Source organism: Rhizobium sp. PAMB 3182 (assembly GCF_052908355.1).
This window is the reverse complement of sequence record NZ_CM128607.1, coordinates 3,668,004-3,688,065: the sequence shown is the minus strand read 5'-3', so window position 1 is coordinate 3,688,065 and position 20,062 is coordinate 3,668,004. Positions and strand designations below refer to the sequence as shown.

Genomic DNA, 20,062 nt, shown 5'->3' with positions numbered 1-20,062 from the left:
GTCAAGGCTTCCGCTTGAAAAGCTCGATATAGGCATCGCAGATCGCATCCTCGGAAAACTGGCCCTTGACGGTCTGATGACCTCCGGCAGCAATCTTGGCCGCCAGCGCCTTATCGTTGATCAATCTTTCTATGGCCTTCGAAAAACCGTCCTCATCGCCGATATCGACAAGAAGCCCGTTCTCTTCGTCGCGCATGAACCACGACGGCCCTTCTGATCGCGACGACACCACCGGGCGCGTTTGCGCCCAAGCTTCCAGAATGACGTTGCCAAGCGGCTCGTGGTTGGAAGGCATCACGAAGATGTCCGAAGCCGCGACATAAGGGCGGGTATCCTCTTGCCAGCCAAGGAAACGGACGCGGTCACTGATCCCGAGATCAGCGGCAAGTTTTTCGACGTTGGCCCGCTCCTCCCCCTCTCCCGCCAGCCAAAGATAGACGCCCGGCAGCTTGGCAACGGCAGCGGTCAGAAGTGCGAACTCCTTGCGGGGAACAAAGCGCCCCATGGACATAACGACGGGAACACCGTCCGGAGTGTCGACCATCGCCCGATCAATTGGCGCGACTTCCGTCGTATCGGTGAAGTTCGAAATGACCTCCACCCCTCGCGTCCAGCCAAGTGACTCGCGAACATGAACGGCAATATCGGGCGTATTGCAGACAAGCACGTCTGTATTGTCGAAATAGCTCAGATTGGTGGGGTAATCGCCAAGGCGAGAGATCTTGATACAGCCCTTATAGGCGGGCATCAGCCGGCTGGCCCGCGTTGCCCAGGAGAAGAGCGCGTCGGGCCTCTCCCGCTTGGCAATACGCATTACTTTGATGGGCAGGAGTATGCGGTCAGGATGAACGTTGCGGAAATTGCTTTCGATGATCCGCGCTGCAGGTTCAATATCTTTCTTCCAGATCCGGTCGGGCCGGATCACGCAGGTCTGCTTCACGCCGCGTCTCGCGAGCCCATTGACCAGATGAACAAAGAATTTCTCGGCGCCGCCATCCTTGCCAAAGTGGTAGTGCATCACGTTCATGGCTGCCAATCGCTCCTAATGTCTGTCGGCGTCATCGATGTTAGGACGCACTTTCAGGGCTCGGCGTTGATAGATCTTCGCTTGGGTGAGGAAGGCATACACCGCGCCGGTCATCGCCTCGATAAAGCCTGGCCGCCCGCAGCGCCAGAGCCCGTTCCTGAAATAAAGCCGCAAAAAATAGAGCAGCGGGCTGAAAACCAGGCTGGAAAACTTCGCCTTCCGACCTTCCGCCACATTCTGTTCTGCCTTCAGGGATGAATATTTGTTTTCCTTCAGAATCTGCTCGTCGATGATCAGCGGCCGGAAATGCAGAAGACTACCCGAGGCAGCGTTGTCGACTCGACCATCCGGCACAATGCCTTCATGCACAGCCTGGGAGAGATCGTATCGCCCCTTGCCGTTGCGGATCAGCCGCAGGTTCTTGCGTTCCTTTACAGTCTCCGGCGCGTATCCGTAACCAATCAAATACGGTCGTCTCGCCACCCGCCAGCCGACAATCCGCTCTTCCGCATTGACGAGCTCGGGAAGCAGTGCGCGCAGGGCGGCATCCAGCCGTTCATCGGCATCGATATTAAAGCACCAAGGCTGTGTACACTGCTCAAGCGCAAACTGCTTCTGCCCAGCATATCCACGCCAGGGCTCAAACATGAATCGGATCGGCCAACCCATCGCGATGTAACTTTCCACGAGCGCCCTGGTCCCGTCTGTAGATCCGGAATCCACGACGACAATCTCCGCAAAACCTTCAAGGCTCTCGATACATCTTGCGAGATAGTCCTCCTCATTGAGGCAGATTATGAAGGCGGAGATGGGAAGACGCATTTATTTGCTCGGCAATTGCGGACATGGAACACAGCTTCCCGTCCGATCACGGGAACTGGCCTCGAACGCACTTATGCACACAAAGGCGCAGTCGGCCAACCTGTTCGGGAGCGCCAGCTGGCCATGGCCGATATCCTTTGCATTAATTTCGGACGGTTCAATCAAGTGTTACCTCTCTTGGTAATGAACGGCCTCGATAAAAGCGTGAACGCGCAAGCCCACAATCAGAAAATTGTCAGAATTAATTTTTGTGGAAAAATCCCCACTGCATCGATCTCGAAGAAAAATAGCTTCATTGGCGGTAAACATGTCATACCCCTGGGATAGACATCATCTTCAATCTCCATTCGGTCAGAATATGCAAACAGATGTAGACGCCTCCAGCATTTGGCTGCACGTCGGAGCCCATCGCACTGGTTCCACTCGCCTGCAAAGTGCCATCGATGAAAATGCGGCGAAAATCTCCGATTTTGGCATATCTGTATTTACACCGCCTCGGGCAAACAAGAGAAACTCGAAAACCTTCCGGTCGCTCGTAAGGCGCGCGCGGAGAGTTTCCGAAACTTCGTTTCCGATAAAGAAATACTTCAGGAGACGAAAAGCGAAATCATTCTCGCAAGAGTTTTTTCGATCAAATTTATCAAAATATTTGATTTCAGATGAGAATATGCTCGGCGATATTTTCAATGAGCACCGGAATGGCTTCTATTATGAAGCAGAAGACATTCTGACCGAAATAAAGAGACATCTTCCTGCGCCGGTCCAAAAGGTATTCTTGGCTATCCGGCCATATGATGAGTTCTTGACCTCCTCATACGCGATGTCAGCCATCTATCGACCTGCTTCAAGACCACAGCCGCCCTTCGAGGATCTAAAATCCAAGATACTCAATCTGGAGCGGGGCTGGCCGGAGTTGGTGATGGATATCAAGGCGGTTTTTCCGGACGCGGAACTTCACGTTTGGACTTGTCAGAACACACCCTTATCGCTGCAGCTAGCCATAATGCTGGGAGAAGAGCTTGCCACCCAGCTTGCTACGGAAGAGCACAGCCTTGTCAACGCCGCGCCCACTGAGGAAGCCATTGACTACGCCCGCATCAACGGCGGCAGGCAGGGTTACGATCCGGATGCTACGTTAATGCGCTTCAGGGAAGGAAAAAAATTCGCCCCCCTGACAGAGTCGGAAGAAAATATACTGAGATCCCGTTACAATGCCGACGTTGAAAAATTAGAGAAGAACACGCAGATCATCTTTTGGTCGGGGAACCATCAGTTTCGAGCATAGATAAGAGCGAAAACTAAGTGATGGTGTCGTCTGCAAACGTCCACAGCTCATCCGGCCACTGCTTTCGCCAGTCAAGCTTGTGAACAGGAGAGAGGTCCAGCAACGGCAACACGACGTCCTTCGCATTCGGGTAGTCTGAAAGTGCAAGCCAAGCTCTTTGTATCATGTGGGGAGGGAACGCCGACACCTTGGGCACTTGCGACCAGATGGCACGTAAGTCTTGGCGATCCTCCAGCATCCTGCCAAACAGAAAATGCAAGAAGAAATAAGGATAGACTGGCAACAGTGCTCCGCCCGTGGGTGACACGCCCCAAGATGGAGCCTTGTTGTAAATGCTGCGCAATAATTTCGGACACTTGCCAAGAGATACGCGCCGCTTTGACCAATATCTGATCAGAAGAGCCAGCCATTCTTGCAGCAAAGCATGCTTTGGCGTACTGGCCAAAAACCAGCTTGAAATTAGGCGCCGCGGTCCAGGGCGGTCAAAGGCGAAAAAGCCAGCGCCTTCCATATAGGTGTTCAACCATTCATCCAACGGAGTGCGGGGAAGAACTGTCGCGTCGATCCACACTCCGCCATTCTCATAGAGTAAAATAACCCGCAACACGTCAGAGCGTGCCTGTATCGACAACGATACCGGATTAACGCCGTATTTATTAAGTATGGTCTCAGCCTGCGCATTATCTAAAACCAACAGGCGATAGTTAGGATTGAGCCGCTCCCAAAGGTCGAAATTGCGCTTCACCGAATTCGGGGCCTTGTCCCTGCCCTTATCCCAGAAGGCATATATGCTTGGAGTATTTCCGGCTTCCAATATTCACCTCCCGCGATTCAAATGAATCATATTGGCATAATTCACAATTATGCAGGGCCAATTACGACATCATAAGAACGACATCACATCAAAGCCGAGCAAGAAAATTCCAAATAAATATATCCGATCATCCAGATAAAATAAAATCTATTTATTTAACAAAAAAGCCCATATCGGAAAGTTGCTTTTCATTCACAAATACACATGATAAATCTGAATCGAAATTTAGCTCATTCTCACCGCCGAGATTATCCGACATATTCTGGTAGGCGGCAGCATCAGAAAAGTATTGCTTGTCTCTAATCGCTTCCTCGATCTTCTCCCGGTAATCAGAGAAAAATTTGAAATGGAGGAGCACACCGCGAACAGGAATCAGGTTTCTCTCGAAAGGCATAGGCGTGTGTATGTTCGTTGGAAGACCACAGCGATCATCCCAATAGAGAAGCGGATATTTCATCAATTCATTCGCGCCGCCAAATTTACGCGCGCGTGGCCCGCCATTGAGACTGAGTGCTCTCTTCTTCACACGCAAAGAGTAACCGGAAGCGTCGAAATGATCTGCAACCTCCCACGGCATCTGCTCGTCAGCTCCGTCGAATACTGCTTTGGAGAGGTCGCCGACGGGATACATATCCAGCATGGGAGCAGCCAACCGGAGTTCTCCCATTTGCTCAAGCTTCGAGACCAAAGCCCTCAACGATTGCTGCCCGCAGTTGGGAAACATCAAATATTCATCTGAATCGACGTTTAAATACCAGCGCCCCTTTCCATACATTGAAAATAGCTGCAAACGCCAAATGCGCCCCCGCTTGGCGCTTCTATATCGTACAGGCGACGTCCAGAGATCCACATCTGGCTGGGAGAGCAAATATTCCCTGGTGCCATCGCACGACTGATCATCGACACAGATGAACCGAGTGACCCCTAACCCACGATAGTGTTTCAGAAACGAAGGAATGAACTTTCGATCGTTATGCGTGAGGAAGATGAGCGGCATATCTGATTTTGTAAGCTCAGTCGGTCCGCCCGGCCTCTCACATTTCATTTCCACCGCATGCGGCTTTCGCTTCTGCCTTCGGCTTATGCGCCAGGAATCATAGCTCGCAAGCAACAGACGCAACCGTGAAAGTCGTTGAACCTCCGTCTTGGCGTCCTTGGACGGGTATGCATATTCAAAGCGCGTCAATCTACAGTCTCCGGGGCAAGACCTCGTGATCATTTGTAAATAAGCTCTTAGCGAACCGCCATTCAGCTAGCAACATCGCTCTTGCGAACTGTGCCCTCCCTGTTGGCAACCCATACCCCGGCAAGGTCCTGATTACCGGCTCCCGGCCGGCCATACGACGGCGATCTATGCCGAGCGCGTTGCTCGCCGGCATGGAACAAGGCGGCGAGCTGGTGATCACCAAGCATTTGGAAAACTATCCCGGTTTCACCGAACCCGTTCAGGGCCGGTGGCTGATGGATCAGAAGCTGCTGCAGGCTGAGCATGTGGGCGCCGAGCTCGTCTTCGAGGTAGGCTTCCCATTCGGGCAAATGATGCAATCGGATATCGGCACGGGCATCGGCCACACTATCCTGACGACATCAGGGCTTTCGTTCCTTCCCCGCTTTTGTGACCGACGAGCCGTGATTGCCGGCAGCTTACGGCCTCAATCCAATCACGTTCTTGCCTGGTGCACGTGCCGCCGAGGTGACATCACCAAAAATCAGCCTGCTGAACTCAAACTCGGCATTGCGAGGTTCGAATGCTCCCAATGCACCCTGATGGCAATGCGTCACCTCACCCACGAGGAGAGTTTCATCATTGCTGTAAAGGTCGATCCTCACGAAATCAAAAGGTGACGCAAGCTTTTCGGCGACATCAATCATTTTATCCAGGTTCCGCGGCCTTTTTCTCAGAAAATCCGGGCGCGGATATTGAAGCTCAAACTGCAACTCCTGCCACTCAGGCGTAAACAGGCTCCGCCGGTGATCGGAATAGCGGTCAAAATCACACTCGATGACTTTGACGATCCCCTGATGGCAAAAGAATTTTATGTCCTCGACATTTTCAGAATCAAAGATGATGGACTCAACAATCACCTTGGGTGTGAGATACTTGTAGTTTCGCTCTCTGTTTCGAGCATAGTAATCGAGATCAAACCATCCCCGAATCCTATGCAGATCGATTTCCTCGCCATCTTTTCGGATAATCACTTCTCCCGAGGCGTGCGTCGGCTTGATGACGCATCGCCGGGGAAATTCAAAGTCGTCCACGTCTTCAGCTCGCCGAATGACCGCCAAAGTGGGCACGTTGTACGCGCCACCCACCACGGATTCGACATAGAGCTTCACGAATTCCTTATCGGTGGTGAACGTCCGCTCCGGCCGCAATATCTCATCGGAGAACCGTATCTGAAACAAGCGGTCATTGAACAGGTTGGGGTCGGAAGGGAGGCGACGGTGTTGCTTCTGAAATTGTCTCAAACCGACCAGAAAATCCCCGAGAGTCGTATGGCCCGAAACAACCCTTAGAACGTTGAGAAACGGCTTGCTCCAGGAGAATCTGCTCAACCAAAGGATGAAGGCATTCAAATCACGCATCACGTTTATATAAACTCACAACTCAGGAAACGCACCCTTCACGGTACCACCATGTCCGCAGATCAGAACACCTTCATCGGCCGATATTTGCGCATCAACTTCTTGAGCGGCGTCATACGATCAAGGCCATGCCAATGATATATGCGCGGCCTCAGCAGCAGACTGTCCTTGGTGGCTTTTTGTCGCTTCAGCATCTTGTCCCTGATGCGAAGATTGCGGACATTGAATTCCGTTGGCAGGGTATGGATGCGAAGATCGCTCTCCCAAAGTGCGATACGGAATGACGCCTGATCCTGACCTTTGCTTTTATTCATGTGCTCGTAGAACCGTGAGGCCCAGAGGGAAAAGAAATCCGACACGAGTTGATTTTTCCTGAAGAAGATGACCCCGGAGTTGAATTCCGGGAACGCGTACGGAATATCTCTGTAACTATCGATAACTCTCGCCCACTGGCTCGACTTTCGTGAAAAATCCTGGGTGCAAGCGATATCAAATCGATCCAGGACATTCAAATCATCGTCTATCCGCGCAAGGATTTCGGTGTCGTTGTCGAGATAGACTGTATACTCGTAAGGACTTTGACTGATGTAATCGACTTTTGCCCGCTTATGAGCTGGACTGATGATAATCAATTCATCGATATTGCTATCGTCAACGTCAGCGTCAGCAAAGAGCGTGATGGACAGATCATTATACCGTTTCAATGAGGCTGCGGAGTGAAGCGCTTCGCGAATGTGCTGCTCTCCAAATGCGATATATATTGCACCGCGCGAATTCATCCGTCCTCATCCAAAACAAATATAGAAACCACAGGCAACTTCAAACATATCCAAATTTAATACCTGAAAAATAAACACAGTTCTATCAGAGCATTAAATCTAACGTCATGTATTGCAAAAACATCCGCTACTCGCCAAGGCTTTACACATTGGCGACGCTTCGAAAGGCTAACAACGAAGATGCCTTATGGACGGGAAAAGTCACCAGGGACCTTCGGTGGCTGTCAATTTGCAGTAACCAAGCGAGTATCATCAAGCCCGGACGCCCGCAACGTTAAGCTGCATATGTCCCAAATTTGATCGAATTCAGCCAGCAACAAGTTCGCCGGACGAACACCGGTAACCGGCAAAGTTCTCTGGAATTATGTCAAGGACAGCAAACGGAGAATGGCCGAGATGAAGGGATTGTTCTTCCGCATTGTCGGATAAAACAAGATCCTCCAAGTGATCGTGCCTCTCAAAACGCCGTGACAGGCTGCCTTCGAGGGTGATTTGCGGCTCTTTTGCACGCATCCAACATTTCCCGGTACGCACGGCGTCTCGAAAATGCTTTTCGTCCCGCACCGTTTCATGAACTTGTCCCGATAATCGAAGAAGAACTTGAAATGAAGGAGAACGCCGCGAAGCGGAATGACGTTGTGATCATGCGGTACGGGCGCACGAACGCTGATCAGAAGACTGCAATGATCATCCCGGCACATGAAAGAGCACTTCATAACTCGAGTGCCTTGCCGAATTTCCGACGACGTAACCCGCCATGCGAGATTGACGCCAGTTTTGCCGAAAGACAGGAAGCAGGTAAGCTGAAAGCGCGCCACATGCCAAAGGTTGAAAGAGGCAGCGCCCCTTCCCTGTTGGTAACCCATACCCCGCCCTTGAATAAACACGGCAAGCATTCATAAATGAAGCTGGATATTTAGTCGGTTTTGCCTCCGGGCGCTGGCGCGTGTCGGTTATGATGCGCCGCTCCGTTGAAGGGTGTTGAAAGGAAGTGCCATGACCGTGCGTCATACGAAGGTCCTGATTATCGGTTCCGGCCCGGCCGGCTATACGGCGGCGATCTATGCCGCGCGCGCCATGCTGTCGCCGGTGCTGATCGCCGGCATGGAACAGGGCGGCCAGCTCATGATCACCACGGACGTGGAAAACTATCCCGGCTTTGCCGAGCCCGTTCAGGGCCCGTGGCTGATGGATCAGATGCGGCTGCAGGCCGAGCATGTCGGCGCCGAACTCGTCTCCGACATCGTCACAGAGGTCGACCTCACCCACCGTCCGTTCACGGCAAGAACCGATTCCGGCGCGGTCTGGACCGCTGACACGCTGATCATCGCCACCGGCGCCAAGGCAAAGTGGCTCGGTATCGAGAGCGAGCAGACCTTCCAGGGCGGCGGCGTCTCGGCTTGCGCCACCTGCGACGGCTTCTTCTACAGGAACCGCGACGTTATCGTCGTCGGCGGCGGCAACTCCGCGGTCGAAGAGGCGCTCTACCTGTCGAACATCGCCAAGTCGGTCACAGTCGTGCACCGCCGCGATGCCTTCCGCTCGGAAAAGATCCTGCAGGAGCGCCTGTTCGCCAAGGAAAACGTCAAGGTGGTCTGGGACTCGACGCTGGAAGAAATCACCGGCGTGAAGAACAAGGGGCCGCTGCCGCCGACCGTGACCGGCGCAAGGCTGAAGAACGTCAAGACCGGCGAAATCATCGAGGTCGCCACCGACGGCGTCTTCGTCGCCATCGGCCACGCCCCGGCAACCGAGCTCTTCAAGGGCAAGCTGAAATTGAAGCCGAACGGCTATCTTTGGACCGCTCCGGATTCGACGGCCACCGACATTGACGGCGTCTTTGCCGCCGGCGACGTGACGGACGATATCTACCGCCAGGCAGTCACCGCGGCGGGCATGGGCTGCATGGCGGCCCTGGAAGCTGAACGCTATCTCGCCGGCCATCAGCCGGTCGCGATCGCAGCAGAATAACGGAGGCGTAGAGCCAGGTGGGTGTACCTCTCGATTGGGACAAGCTGCGAATATTCCACGCAGCCGCCGAAGCCGGATCGTTCACCCATGCGGCCGACAAGCTACATCTGTCGCAATCGGCCATCAGCCGTCAGGTCAGCGCGTTGGAAATGGAAGTCGGCGTCAAGCTCTTCCATCGCCATGCGCGCGGCCTGATCCTGACGGAACAGGGCGAACTGCTCTACCGCACTGCCAACGAGGTATTGCTGAAGCTCGAAACCGCCCGCGCCCAGCTGACCGAGACGAACGAGAAGCCGAGCGGCAAGCTCCGGGTGACGACGACCGTCGGCCTCGGCCAGGGCTGGCTCACCGACAAGATCCAGGAGTTCCTGCAGCTCTATCCGGACATGCAGATCCAGCTGATCCTCGACAATGAGGAGCTGGACGTGAACATGCGCCAGGCCGACTGCGCCATCCGCCTGCGCCAGCCGCAGCAGTCGGACCTCATCCAGCGCAAGCTGTTTACGGTGCATATGCACGTCTACGCCGCGCCGTCCTACATCAACAAGCACGGCGAACCGCGCAGCATCGAAGAGCTCGACAATCACCGTGTCATCACCTTCGGCGAACCGGCACCGAACTATCTCCTGAACGTCAACTGGCTGGAGATCGCCGGGCGCTCGCCGGACAATCCGCGCCTGCCGCACCTGCAGATCAACAGCCTGACCTCGATCAAGCGCGCCTGCCTGCTCGGCATCGGCATTGCCATGCTGCCGGACTACATTGCAGGCCGCGATCCGGGACTCATTCAGCTGGTCACGAGTGCCGACGTCCCCTCCTTCGATACCTATTTCTGCTATCCGGACGAGATGAAGAACGCCGCCAAGCTGAAGGCTTTTCGCGATTTCATCGTCGCCAAGGCGCGAAACTGGAATTTCTGATCTTTTTTCGAGCGGTCGAAATGCGGCAATCTTGTGGACGCCGCCAAGCACCCTTGTCACCGCGAAACAGGCAAACATCTGTTTTCACGACGCTTTTGGTCGACAGCGCATACGCGCCTATGCACGTTAGCGTATGTTTCAAGGGCTAGAAATTGTTAGCGATGCAACGAACGCATGGCTGACATGCACAAATATTGATTGAAGGCTGCACAAAAAAGCACCATATCGCACATAGCTGATGCACACGGCGGTCTTTTTCCTCCCAGTACCGCCGCACCAGCTGTTCCCCTCTGGAGGTTTTTTGACCTTCTAACTTATAAAGGGCCCTGGTTTTCCGGTGGCCCTCTTTTTTTGCCTTGTCGGCAGTCTCTCCATTTTTTCGCGACCACTCTTGAAACATCGATCCTCGACGATACGTATATCGATGTATCGCGATATACAGAAATGGACACGATGGACAGGGACGAAATATTCAAGGCGCTTTCCAGCCCGGTTCGCCGGCAGATCCTCGAATGGCTGAAGGATCCGCAGGCGCATTTCGGCGGCAAGGGCCATGTATCCGATTATGGCGTCTGCGCGGGCGGCTTCGAATGCTGCGGCCTGTCGCAATCCACCGTCTCCGCCCATCTGGCAAGCCTGCAACGCGCCGGTCTCGTTCACGCGGAAAAAGTCGGTCAATGGATCTACTACAGCCGGAACGAAACCACGATCGAAGCGTTCCGGGCAGACATTGCCTCCACCCTCTAGCCAAACGGCAGACTGTTCCCTCCTAAGACATATCAACCCAAAAGGACTTCCAATGACCAAGCTGTTCGAACCCTTCAAGCTCGGCGACATCACGCTGAAGAACCGCGTCGTCATGGCGCCGCTGACCCGCAACCGCTCGCCGAACGCCATTCCCGGCCCCTTCGCCGTCGAATACTACCGCCAGCGGGCGGGCGCCGGTCTGCTGATCACGGAAGGCACCGCAATAACCCATCAGGGCCAGGGCTATGCCGACGTGCCTGGCCTCTACAAGTCCGAGGCGATCGACGCCTGGAAGAAGGTGACGGACGCCGTGCACAAGGCCGGCGGCCGCATCTTCACACAGATCTGGCATGTCGGTCGCGTCTCGCATACCTCGCTGCAGCCGAACGGTGATGCGCCGGTCGCCCCCTCGGCAGTCACCGCCAAGTCGAAGACCTACATCATCAACGCCGATGGCTCGGGCGCTTTTGCCGAAACGTCCGAACCCCGCGCCCTGACGCTTGAGGAAATCAAGACCACGGTGCAGGATTACGCCCACGCCGCCAAGGCGGCGATCGAGGCAGGCTTCGACGGCGTCGAAATCCACGGCGCCAACGGCTACCTGATCGGCCAGTTCCTCAAGAGCGGCGCCAACAAGCGCATCGATGAATATGGCGGCCCGATCGAAAACCGCGCCCGCTTCCTCGTCGAGGTGGTCGAAGCCGTGGTGGCTGCCGTCGGCGGTGAGCGCACCGGTCTGCGCCTCTCGCCGGTGACCCCGGCCAACGACATATCCGACGACGATCCGCAGGCGCTTTACGATTATGTCGCCAAGGCGATCGCAGCCTATCCGCTGGCCTATGTCCACATCATCGAAGGCGCCACCGGCGGCGACCGGGCCTACAGCCAGGGTCCGAAGCCGTTCGACTATGCGGCGTTCAAGTCCGCCTACCGCCAAGCCGGCGGCAAGGCAGCCTGGATGGTCAACAACGGCTATACCCGCGACCTGGCCATCGATGTCGTCGAGAGCGGCCGCGCCGATCTCGTCGCCTTCGGCAAGCTCTACATCGCCAATCCGGATCTGGCCGAGCGGCTCGAAAAGAACGCGCCGCTCAACACGCCCGACCAGCAGACCTTCTACGGTGGCGGCGCCAAGGGCTACATCGACTATCCGTCGCTTGGCGAAAGCGACGCGGCCTGACCAAAAGCCGGGGGCAGAGCTGCGAATTCGCGCTCTGCCCCTCCAAATTGCCGGCACGATGCCCTAAGCTTCTCAAGGGACAGGTACATTTCCATTCGAGAAGGGGCATGCATGGCCGGTACACTCAAGCAGGAACTGGCGTTTGCAGTCGCGCTCATCGCAGCGCTCGCCGCCTATCTTCTGGAACATTCCGGCGCCCACCTCTCCCAGACCGTCGAACTTGCGGCCGCGGCGGTGCTGATCGCCGCCATTGTCGGGGTATCCATCCGCGTCGCGCACCATGCCGAGGCGATCGCCGCGAAGGTCGGCGATCCTTACGGCACGATGATCCTGACATTGTCTGCGGTCGTCGTCGAAGTGGTGATCCTGGCGATCATGATGAGTTCGGAAAGCTCTCCGACGCTTGCCCGCGACACCATCTATTCGGCGGTCATGCTCGACATCAATGGCATACTCGGGCTCGCCGCCCTGCTCGGCGGCCTGAAACACGGCGAACAGGCCTATAACGACGATTCCGGCAAGACCTATTCGGTGATGATCCTGACGGCCATGGGCATCTCCATGGTGGTGCCGGAATTCGTGCCGCAGGCCAAGTGGCATCTCTATTCCGGCTTCACGATCATCGCCATGCTGTCGCTCTATGCGCTGTTCCTGCGCATGCAGGTCGACCAGCACAGCTATTTCTTCAGCTACCACTACCCACGCAATGCCGCCAAGGCGAAGGCGGGCACCGAGGTCCAGGAGGAGGATCACTCCGATGAGACTTCCATGGGTGTGTCGATTGGCTTCCTGATCGCAGGCGTCTGCGTCATCGGCCTGCTGGCGGAACTGATGTCCGGCTTCATGACCGAAGGGCTGAAAGGCACCGGCACGCCGCCGGCCGTCGCCGCCATCGTCGTTGCCGGTATATCGGCGGCGCCGGAAATCCTGACCGCCCTGCGCGCGGCGCTGGCGAACCGCATGCAGTCGGTCATCAACATCGCGCTCGGCGCCTCGCTCTCGACGGTCATCCTCACCGTCCCGGTAATGGAGGCACTGGCCCTCTTCCAGGGCCAGCCGATCGTCATGGCGATGACGCCGACGCAGACGGTCATGGTGACGATCACGCTGATCGCCTCGGCCATCAATCTCTCCGACGGCGAGACCAACGCGATCGAGGGCATGACCCATTTCGTGCTGTTCGCCACCTTCCTGATGCTCTCGGCAATCGGCCTTTAGGCGGCAACAAGCTCAGACCTCCCGCCGACAGCTGGCGTCGAAGCCAGGCAGCCGAATGAGACAAGCGTGGCGCGAACCGCCTCGTCGAGCGGCGTACGCGGCTCCGCGCCAAGCACAGCTCTGAGTTTGCTATTAGTCATGTGCAGGGGCTCCTGCCAGAGATAACGCATCTCAAGGAGCTCGCGAAACAGCCTGACGAAAGGCGATGCCAGGTAGACGAGCGGCCACGGAAAGCGCCGCACGCGGATACCCGGTTTGCCGACGACACGTCCTACGGCTTTGGCCATCTGCATGCCGTCATGGTCCCAGAACCCTTCGAACTGATAGTCGGCATAGGTCGGCAGGCTTGAAGAGCGTTCGACGAGCCGCACCATGGTTTCGGCCAGATCCGGCAGATAGGCCCATTGATGGCCGACACCCTTCCGGCCCGGATTGACGACGGCCTTCACCGGCCTTCCGGGCGTCACCAGCTGCGAGAACCAGTTATTTGCGGCACCGGCCCCGAAGAAGTCCCCGGCCCGCACCAGGATGACTTGCGTGCCGCTGGCAGATGCCCGGCGCAGCCGTTCCTCGAAGACGACACGGATGCGGCCTTTGCGCGTGACGGGATTTTGAGGGCTGTCCTCGACCGGGTTCGGCCGGGCGTCCGGGCCGAAATTATACACCGTGCCCGGCACCAGCAGCCGCGCGCCGTGCCGTGCCGCTGCCGCGATCGAATTGTCGAGCATCGGCAGGACGAGCTTTTCCCAATCCCGGTAACCGGGCGGATTGACGGCATGCACGATGAGATCGGCACCGCTGGCAGCCGCCAAAACGTCCGCCGCCACCAGGGCGTCGCCTTGCCGCCACTCGAATTCCGGATGCTTGCCCTGCATAGCCGCCGCATTCCGGTTAAGCGCCCGGACCGTCCATCCTCTTGCCTTGAGCGTACGGGCGACCGCGCCGCCAATTCCTCCAGTCGCGCCCAGAACCAGGGCGACCGGCAGTTTCACTTCATTCGACATTGGTAGTCTCCAGTGTTGGGATTTGTCTGGAGCAACCATCGGCGATTTCATGAAAACTCGGAATTGTATAAATTACTTGCCCTGTTATACGTTTTTGTATGGCAAAACATGATGTCGACTGGGATCTCTACCGCACCTTTCTGGCCGTACTGCAGACCGGCTCCCTTTCGGCCGCGGCGCGTCGGTTGAACCTCAGTCAGCCGACAGTCGGCCGACACATTGAAGCGCTGGAACAGGCCGCAGGTTTTCCGCTCTTCACCCGCTCGCAGAGCGGCCTGCAGCCGACCGAAGCGGCCCTCACCCTCCAACCCTATGCCGAAAGCATGGCGGCCACCGCCGCCGCGCTGGCCCGCGCCACCTCCGCCTCGCCCAGCGCGGTCGAAGGCACGGTGAGGATCAGCGCCAGCGAGATCGTCGCCGTCGAAGTGTTGCCGCCGATCCTCGCCAAGCTCGGCCAAGCCCACCCGAAGCTCGAGATCGAACTGTCGGCCTCCGACGCCGTGGAAGACCTGCTGCACCGGCAGGCCGACATTGCCCTCCGCATGACGGAACCGGTGCAGGCAGCCCTCGTCGTCCGCCATCTCGGCGACATCCCGATCGGCTTCTTCGCCCATCGCGCCTATCTTGCCAGGCGCGGCACGCCGCAAAGCCTTGCCGATCTCACCGATCATGACGTCATCGGCTACGACAAAAACCTTGCCTATGTCCGCGACGTGATGCGCAATTTTCCGGGCGTCGCCCTGCCCCGCTTCCACTACCGTGCCGACAGCAACACCGCGCAACTGGCCATGCTCAGAGCCGGCTGCGGCATAGGGCTGTGTCAGAGGCAATTGGGCCTTAGGGACCCCAATCTCGTTGAGATTCTCGAAGGCGTTCTGCCGATCCGCCTGCCCATCTGGGCCGCCATGCACGAGAACCTTCGCAACACGCCACGGTGCCGGGCCGCTTTCGACGCGCTGGTCGGCGGCATGCTGCAATACGTCCGCAGCCTTTAGCGCAGCAAAAAGCCCGCCGGAGCGTCTCCGGCGGGCCTTCGAAATTCGGCTTGCGCCAATGCTTACCTGCAGGCAGCGCAGAAACGCTGGATGCGCTCGCAGGCATCTTCGAGCTGGGCTTCCGACGTCGCATAGGAGATGCGGAAGTTCGGGCCCATGCCGAAGGCCGTGCCATGAACGACGGCGACGCCTTCCGACTGCAGCAGTTCCATGACGAAGTCCTCGTCCGTCTCGATGACCTTGCCCGACGGCGCGGTCTTGCCGATCAGGCCGGCGCAGGACGGGTAGACGTAGAATGCGCCTTCGGGCGTCGGGCACGAAATGCCGGTCGCCTGGTTCAGCATCGAAACGACCAGATCGCGACGGCCCTGGAAGATCTTCTTGTTCTTCTCGATGAAGTCCTGAGGACCATTAAGCGCCTCGACGGCCGCCCACTGGGCGATCGTGTTGGTGCCCGACGTCTGCTGGCCCTGGATCATGTCCATTGCCTTGATAAGCTCGATCGGGCCGGCGGCGTAACCGATACGCCAGCCGGTCATCGCATAGGCCTTGGACACGCCGTTCATGGTCAACGTGCGGTCATAGAGCTTCGGCTCGACTTCGGCCGGAGTGGCGAACTTGAAGTCATCGAAGGTCAGGTGCTCGTACATGTCGTCGGTCAGCACCCAGACATGCGGATACTTGAGAAGCACGTCCGTGAGCTTCTTCAGCTCGTCATGCGTATAGGCGGCGCCCGACGGGTTGGACGGCGAGTTGAAGATCAACCACTTCGTCTTCGGCGTGATCGCCTTTTCCAGGTCTTCCGGCTGCAGCTTGAAGCCGTTGTCGATGGTCGCGTTGACGAACACCGAGGTGCCGCCGCAGATCGCCACCATTTCCGGATAGGACACCCAGTAGGGCGCCGGAATGATGACTTCATCGCCCGGGTTAAGGGTCGCCATCAGCGCGTTGAAAAGAATCTGCTTTCCGCCGGTGCCGACGATGACCTGTGCGGCCGTGTAGTCGAGACCGTTTTCGCGCTTGTACTTCTTGGCGATCGCTTCGCGCAGTTCCGGAATGCCGGAAACCGGCGAATACTTCGTCTCGCCGCGGTTCATCGCCTCGATGGCGGCTTTCTTGATGTTGTCCGGCGTATCGAAATCGGGCTCACCGGCCGAAAGGCTGATGACATTCATGCCCTTGGCTTTCAGCTCGCGGGCTTTCTGGGCCATGGCAATGGTGGCGGAGGGCTTTACGCGGGCAAGTGCATCAGCAAGAAAGGCCATAATGATTGGGTCCTGATGTGGTTTTCAGACGGTCGGCGGAAAACCTGCGGGAAATCCCGAATTTCCGCCCCACGCTCTATGTCGAATGTGACCGCCGGTTTCAAGCCAAACCGTGTCTCGGTGACATATTTTCTGACGTTTCGTCCCGAATTCCGGCGACGCCGGCGTCATTTGCCGCAGCACCAGTTCCCGACGCCACAGGCGATGTCACGATTCTTTCCATGTTGCCGACCACACCACGCCGCAATTTGGTCCATCTCGGGCCATCTTCTGGTGGCCTAGTTCTGCGGAATTATCGCTATCCGTGTTCCCGCATTCAAAGGGACGAGACGGGCCAGGCGATAAGGGTTAATATCGGGGACAAAGACGGGGCGAACGCACCGAGGGGGAAAGACCATGTCATTCGAGCGTGATGACCACGAAATGCGAGAGCGTGAAAGAGTGACTGCCACGGCGTTTCGCCTGGCTTTCTTCGCGCTCGCCGCCTGCATGGTGATGCTGACCGGCCTCGTGTCCGGGCTGAAGGCGCAGGACACCGCCGCAAAGCCTACCGCGCCGCAGAAGATCGCACTGGTGCGGCCCTCCGAAATGATGAGCGGCGCCCTGCTCTTTCCGGCACGCGATCCCGGCCTCTACGTCGAGGCGCCGAAGCTTGCGACCGACGTGAAGATCGATGTCTCCGGACCGATCGCCCGCGTCAAGGTCACCCAGCAGTTCGTCAATCCGTCCAAGGGATGGGTGGAAGGCACCTACGTCTTCCCGCTGCCCGAAAACGCCGCCGTTGACACGCTCAAGATGAAGATCGGCGATCGCTTCATCGAAGGCGAGATCAAGCCGCGCCAGGAAGCGCGCGAGATTTACGAACAGGCCAAGAAGGAAGGCAAGAAGGCCGCCCTTCTGGAACAGCAGCGTCCCAACCTCTTCACCAACCAGGTCGCCAATATCGGCCCCGGCGAAATGGTGGCCGTGCAGATCGAGTACCAGCAGGAAGTCCACCAGTCGAACGGAGAATTCTCCCTGCGCGTCCCCATGGTCGTCGCACCCCGATACAATCCGCAGCCGCTGGTCCAGACGGTCGACTTCGACAACAGCGGATCGGGCTATGCCACGGGCAGCGATCCGGTGCCCGACCGCGAGAAGATCACAGCCCCCGTGCTCGATCCGCGCGAAAACGCCAAGATCAATCCGGTGACGCTCACTGTCCATCTCGATGCCGGATTCCCGCCCGGCGAGGTCAAGACGCCGTTCCACGAGATGGACACCGTCAAGGATGGTGACGGCGCCGAAACTCTGACCCTGAAGAACGGCAGCGTGCCGGCAGACAAGGATTTCGAGATCGACTGGCGCGCTGCCGCCGGCAAGGCGCCGAATGCAGGCTTGTTCAAGGAAAGCGTCGACGGCAAGACCTATGTCATGGCCTTCGTCACCCCGCCCGCAGATCCGGCAGCCGAAAAGGCCGTCGACAAGCGCGAGGTGGTCTTCATCCTCGACAATTCCGGCTCCATGTCCGGCCCGTCTATCGAACAGGCGCAGGCGAGCCTGGCGCTGGCGATCAGCCGCCTGAAGGCCGGCGACCGGTTCAACGTCATCCGCTTCGACGACACGATGACGGACTTCTTCGGCGGCCTCGTGCCCGCCTCGCCCGACAACCGAGAAAAGGCGATCGCCTATGTGCGCAGCCTGACCGCCGATGGCGGCACCGAGATGCTGCCGGCACTGCATGCGGCACTGACTACCCAGGGCAAGCATGAGGATGGAGCGCTCCGCCAGATCGTGTTCCTGACCGACGGCGCGATCGGCAACGAGGCCGAACTTTTCGACGAGATCACCCGCAACCGCGGCGATGCCCGCGTCTTCACCGTCGGCATCGGCTCGGCCCCGAACTCCTATTTCATGACCAAGGCCGCCGAACTCGGTCGCGGCACCTATACCCACATCGGCTCGGAGGAGCAGGTCGCCGCACGCATGGGCGAGCTGTTCCAGAAGCTCGAGCATCCGGCAATGACCGATATCTCCGCCAGGTTCGAAGGTGTCGGCGCGCAGGAAATCACCCCCGATCCGATGCCCGATCTTTATGCCGGAGAGCCTGTCGTGCTGACGGCGGAACTGCAGGAAGCGGACCCCTCCGGCACTTTGCTGATCGCCGGGAAAACCGGCGATCAGCCTTGGCGCGTCGACATGGACATCGCCAAGGCGGCCAAGGGCAGCGGCATCGCCAAGCTCTGGGCAAAGCGCAAGATCGAGGATCTGGAATCGAATGCCTTCCGCATCGGCGACCAGCAGGCGCTCGACAAGCAGATCGAGGGCGTGGCCATGGCCCACCACCTCGTCTCCCGCGTCACCAGCCTCGTTGCCGTCGATGTCACGGCGAGCCGCCCGAGCGGCGAATGGCTGGCGGAAACGAAACTGCCGCTGAACCTGCCGGCCGGATGGGACTACGACAAGGTGTTCGGATCCGACCGTCCGCAGGACAATAGCGTACCCGGCCAGCAACCTGACAAGGCGGAGATGGATGAACCGGCGATGAAGCGCGTGCAGCTGGCCTCCATGACGGCGAACCAGATGCTCGCCGCCCCCAGCGCCGAAAGCGCCGCCCTGATCGCCTCCAACCAGACGGCAAGCGTCGATCTCCCGCAGACGGCGACGCTTGCAGATCGCAACATCCTGCTCGGCCTCTTGATGCTGGCCTTCGCGGTGATGGCCGGCATCTGCCTCGCCATCTGGCGCAAGGGCTTCAAGCGTCTGGCCGCCATGGGAGGCACGCGCCTTGACTGACCGGGCCAAGTGGTACCACCTCGACTTCATACGCCGCATGTCCACGGCGGAGCGGTTGCTGGCCGGCGGCATCGCGGTAGTCGGCGTGACGGGCCTGATGCTGATCGGCGACGGCCTGTACATGAAGGCGAAAGCCTCCCTCTCCCAGGTCCTGCTGGAGCGCAGCTTCGCCGAGCGCCTGGCTGGCGATGCGAACAGCAAACCCTGGCCCTGGGCCGATTTCGTCACGGAAGCGGAAATCCGGGTGCCGAGGCTGCACCGTTCGGCGATCGTGCTGAAGGGCGCGTCCGGCGAGGCACTCGCCTTCGGCCCGGCATGGCTGACTACCACCCCGCCGCCCGGTGAGAGCGGCACGACGGTCTTCGCCGCCCATCGCGACACGCATTTCCGCTGGCTGAAAGATGTGCGGCCCGGCGACATTCTCGAGGTCACAACCGCGAACGGCAACGTCCTGCGCTACCGGGCGGGCGTCGGCCGGATAGCGCGCTGGAACGACAGCGGCATCGACGCCGCCGCCACCGGCCAACACCTGGCGCTGGCCACCTGCTGGCCCTTCGACGCGGTTGAACGCGGTCCATTGCGCTACATCCTCGATGCGGAGCGAATTACCGACGGCACGGAAAACATCGTCGCCGCGCGTTGAAACCTGGAAGAGAATCCCCCACATTTGCAAG

Annotated in this window: 18 protein-coding genes and 1 pseudogene; 10 read left to right on the top strand and 9 right to left on the bottom strand. The window is 58.1% G+C overall.

The genetic code is table 11. The features are described 5' to 3' along the window. Position 1: 1 nt before the first annotated feature. Positions 2-1,027: a glycosyltransferase gene (locus ACU5AZ_RS17710; RefSeq protein WP_446823640.1), complete on the bottom strand. Its 1,026-nt coding sequence runs from the start codon at positions 1,025-1,027 to the stop codon at positions 2-4. 15 nt (positions 1,028-1,042) lie between these two features. Continuing rightward, entirely contained in the window at positions 1,043-1,849 is an 807-nt protein-coding gene (locus ACU5AZ_RS17705) for a glycosyltransferase family 2 protein (RefSeq protein ID WP_446823639.1), read from the bottom strand. A gap of 307 nt (positions 1,850-2,156) precedes the next feature. Here ACU5AZ_RS17705 and ACU5AZ_RS17700 point away from each other — a divergent pair, with 307 nt between their 5' ends. Beyond that, positions 2,157-3,134, top strand: a complete 978-nt coding sequence (locus ACU5AZ_RS17700; RefSeq protein WP_446823638.1) for a hypothetical protein — start codon at positions 2,157-2,159, stop codon at positions 3,132-3,134. 13 nt (positions 3,135-3,147) lie between these two features. Here the strand turns inward: ACU5AZ_RS17700 and ACU5AZ_RS17695 are convergent, their stop codons facing one another. Then, entirely contained in the window at positions 3,148-3,948 is an 801-nt protein-coding gene (locus tag ACU5AZ_RS17695; RefSeq protein ID WP_446823637.1) for a capsular polysaccharide synthesis protein, read from the bottom strand. 151 nt (positions 3,949-4,099) lie between these two features. Continuing rightward, positions 4,100-5,134 carry a glycosyltransferase family 2 protein gene (locus ACU5AZ_RS17690; protein WP_446823636.1) on the bottom strand — a complete coding sequence of 345 codons (1,035 nt, stop codon included), beginning with the start codon at positions 5,132-5,134 and terminating at the stop codon, positions 4,100-4,102. 74 nt (positions 5,135-5,208) lie between these two features. Between ACU5AZ_RS17690 and ACU5AZ_RS17685 the strand changes: the two are divergent. Further along, positions 5,209-5,457 (top strand): annotated as a pseudogene (locus ACU5AZ_RS17685) (hypothetical protein); the annotation flags it as partial. A gap of 135 nt (positions 5,458-5,592) precedes the next feature. Here the strand turns inward: ACU5AZ_RS17685 and ACU5AZ_RS17680 are convergent. The 3 genes from ACU5AZ_RS17680 to ACU5AZ_RS17670 all read right to left on the bottom strand — a co-directional run bounded on the left by ACU5AZ_RS17680 (position 5,593) and on the right by ACU5AZ_RS17670 (position 7,826). After that, entirely contained in the window at positions 5,593-6,534 is a 942-nt protein-coding gene (locus ACU5AZ_RS17680; protein ID WP_446823635.1) for an ATP-grasp fold amidoligase family protein, read from the bottom strand. A 62-nt stretch (positions 6,535-6,596) separates the two neighbouring features. After that, on the bottom strand, positions 6,597-7,313 hold the full coding sequence (locus ACU5AZ_RS17675; protein ID WP_446823634.1) for a hypothetical protein: 717 nt from the start codon (positions 7,311-7,313) through the stop codon (positions 6,597-6,599). Between the two features lie 306 nt (positions 7,314-7,619). Beyond that, complete coding sequence (locus ACU5AZ_RS17670; RefSeq protein ID WP_446823633.1) at positions 7,620-7,826, bottom strand: hypothetical protein; 207 nt, start codon at positions 7,824-7,826, stop codon at positions 7,620-7,622. Positions 7,827-8,309: 483 nt separating this feature from the next. Between ACU5AZ_RS17670 and trxB the strand changes: the two genes are divergently transcribed. The 5 genes from trxB (at position 8,310) to ACU5AZ_RS17645 (ending at position 13,349) form a co-directional block, all read left to right on the top strand. Then, complete coding sequence (gene trxB / locus ACU5AZ_RS17665; RefSeq protein ID WP_446823632.1) at positions 8,310-9,284, top strand: thioredoxin-disulfide reductase; 975 nt, start codon at positions 8,310-8,312, stop codon at positions 9,282-9,284. A 17-nt stretch (positions 9,285-9,301) separates the two neighbouring features. Beyond that, entirely contained in the window at positions 9,302-10,204 is a 903-nt protein-coding gene (locus ACU5AZ_RS17660; protein ID WP_446823631.1) for a LysR family transcriptional regulator VtlR, read from the top strand. Between the two features lie 453 nt (positions 10,205-10,657). Further along, the gene (locus ACU5AZ_RS17655; protein WP_446823630.1) at positions 10,658-10,951 is read left to right on the top strand and encodes an ArsR/SmtB family transcription factor; all 294 of its coding nucleotides are present in this window, start codon (positions 10,658-10,660) and stop codon (positions 10,949-10,951) included. A gap of 52 nt (positions 10,952-11,003) precedes the next feature. After that, positions 11,004-12,131 carry an alkene reductase gene (locus ACU5AZ_RS17650; RefSeq protein WP_446823629.1) on the top strand — a complete coding sequence of 376 codons (1,128 nt, stop codon included), beginning with the start codon at positions 11,004-11,006 and terminating at the stop codon, positions 12,129-12,131. Positions 12,132-12,242: 111 nt separating this feature from the next. Next, positions 12,243-13,349, top strand: a complete 1,107-nt coding sequence (locus ACU5AZ_RS17645) for a calcium:proton antiporter (RefSeq protein ID WP_446823628.1) — start codon at positions 12,243-12,245, stop codon at positions 13,347-13,349. Here ACU5AZ_RS17645 and ACU5AZ_RS17640 read toward each other — a convergent pair. Next, positions 13,346-14,353 (bottom strand): NAD-dependent epimerase/dehydratase family protein, encoded by a 1,008-nt coding sequence (locus tag ACU5AZ_RS17640; protein ID WP_446823627.1) that lies wholly within the window; start codon positions 14,351-14,353, stop codon positions 13,346-13,348. The two genes, ACU5AZ_RS17645 and ACU5AZ_RS17640, sit on opposite strands and share 4 nt — an antisense overlap. 98 nt (positions 14,354-14,451) lie before the next feature. Here ACU5AZ_RS17640 and ACU5AZ_RS17635 point away from each other — a divergent pair, with 98 nt between their 5' ends. After that, positions 14,452-15,348 carry a LysR family transcriptional regulator gene (locus tag ACU5AZ_RS17635; protein ID WP_446823626.1) on the top strand — a complete coding sequence of 299 codons (897 nt, stop codon included), beginning with the start codon at positions 14,452-14,454 and terminating at the stop codon, positions 15,346-15,348. Positions 15,349-15,410: 62 nt separating this feature from the next. Here the strand turns inward: ACU5AZ_RS17635 and ACU5AZ_RS17630 are convergent, their stop codons facing one another. Further along, positions 15,411-16,613 (bottom strand): pyridoxal phosphate-dependent aminotransferase, encoded by a 1,203-nt coding sequence (locus tag ACU5AZ_RS17630; RefSeq protein WP_446823625.1) that lies wholly within the window; start codon positions 16,611-16,613, stop codon positions 15,411-15,413. A gap of 396 nt (positions 16,614-17,009) precedes the next feature. On the opposite strand from ACU5AZ_RS17630, the gene ACU5AZ_RS17625 reads away from it, so the two are divergent. Beyond that, the gene (locus ACU5AZ_RS17625) at positions 17,010-19,388 is read left to right on the top strand and encodes a marine proteobacterial sortase target protein (protein WP_446823624.1); all 2,379 of its coding nucleotides are present in this window, start codon (positions 17,010-17,012) and stop codon (positions 19,386-19,388) included. Between the two features lie 37 nt (positions 19,389-19,425). Next, entirely contained in the window at positions 19,426-20,031 is a 606-nt protein-coding gene (locus tag ACU5AZ_RS17620; protein WP_446826042.1) for a class GN sortase, read from the top strand. The last annotated feature ends 31 nt before the right edge of the window (positions 20,032-20,062 follow it).

Excerpts from the sequence above, each read along its gene's own strand:
- ACU5AZ_RS17710 (WP_446823640.1), bottom strand. The coding sequence starts at position 1,027 with ATGAACGTGATGCACTACCACTTTGGCAAGGATGGCGGCGCCGAGAAA.
- ACU5AZ_RS17655 (WP_446823630.1), top strand. The coding sequence starts at position 10,658 with ATGGACAGGGACGAAATATTCAAGGCGCTTTCCAGCCCGGTTCGCCGG.
- ACU5AZ_RS17630 (WP_446823625.1), bottom strand. The coding sequence starts at position 16,613 with ATGGCCTTTCTTGCTGATGCACTTGCCCGCGTAAAGCCCTCCGCCACC.
- ACU5AZ_RS17640 (WP_446823627.1), bottom strand. The coding sequence starts at position 14,353 with ATGTCGAATGAAGTGAAACTGCCGGTCGCCCTGGTTCTGGGCGCGACT.
- ACU5AZ_RS17620 (WP_446826042.1), top strand. The coding sequence starts at position 19,426 with ATGTCCACGGCGGAGCGGTTGCTGGCCGGCGGCATCGCGGTAGTCGGC.
- ACU5AZ_RS17700 (WP_446823638.1), top strand. The coding sequence starts at position 2,157 with ATGTCATACCCCTGGGATAGACATCATCTTCAATCTCCATTCGGTCAG.
- ACU5AZ_RS17670 (WP_446823633.1), bottom strand. The coding sequence starts at position 7,826 with ATGCGTGCAAAAGAGCCGCAAATCACCCTCGAAGGCAGCCTGTCACGG.
- ACU5AZ_RS17650 (WP_446823629.1), top strand. The coding sequence starts at position 11,004 with ATGACCAAGCTGTTCGAACCCTTCAAGCTCGGCGACATCACGCTGAAG.
- ACU5AZ_RS17675 (WP_446823634.1), bottom strand. The coding sequence starts at position 7,313 with ATGAATTCGCGCGGTGCAATATATATCGCATTTGGAGAGCAGCACATT.
- trxB (WP_446823632.1), top strand. The coding sequence starts at position 8,310 with ATGACCGTGCGTCATACGAAGGTCCTGATTATCGGTTCCGGCCCGGCC.
- ACU5AZ_RS17645 (WP_446823628.1), top strand. The coding sequence starts at position 12,243 with ATGGCCGGTACACTCAAGCAGGAACTGGCGTTTGCAGTCGCGCTCATC.
- ACU5AZ_RS17635 (WP_446823626.1), top strand. The coding sequence starts at position 14,452 with ATGGCAAAACATGATGTCGACTGGGATCTCTACCGCACCTTTCTGGCC.
- ACU5AZ_RS17705 (WP_446823639.1), bottom strand. The coding sequence starts at position 1,849 with ATGCGTCTTCCCATCTCCGCCTTCATAATCTGCCTCAATGAGGAGGAC.
- ACU5AZ_RS17625 (WP_446823624.1), top strand. The coding sequence starts at position 17,010 with ATGTCATTCGAGCGTGATGACCACGAAATGCGAGAGCGTGAAAGAGTG.
- ACU5AZ_RS17680 (WP_446823635.1), bottom strand. The coding sequence starts at position 6,534 with ATGCGTGATTTGAATGCCTTCATCCTTTGGTTGAGCAGATTCTCCTGG.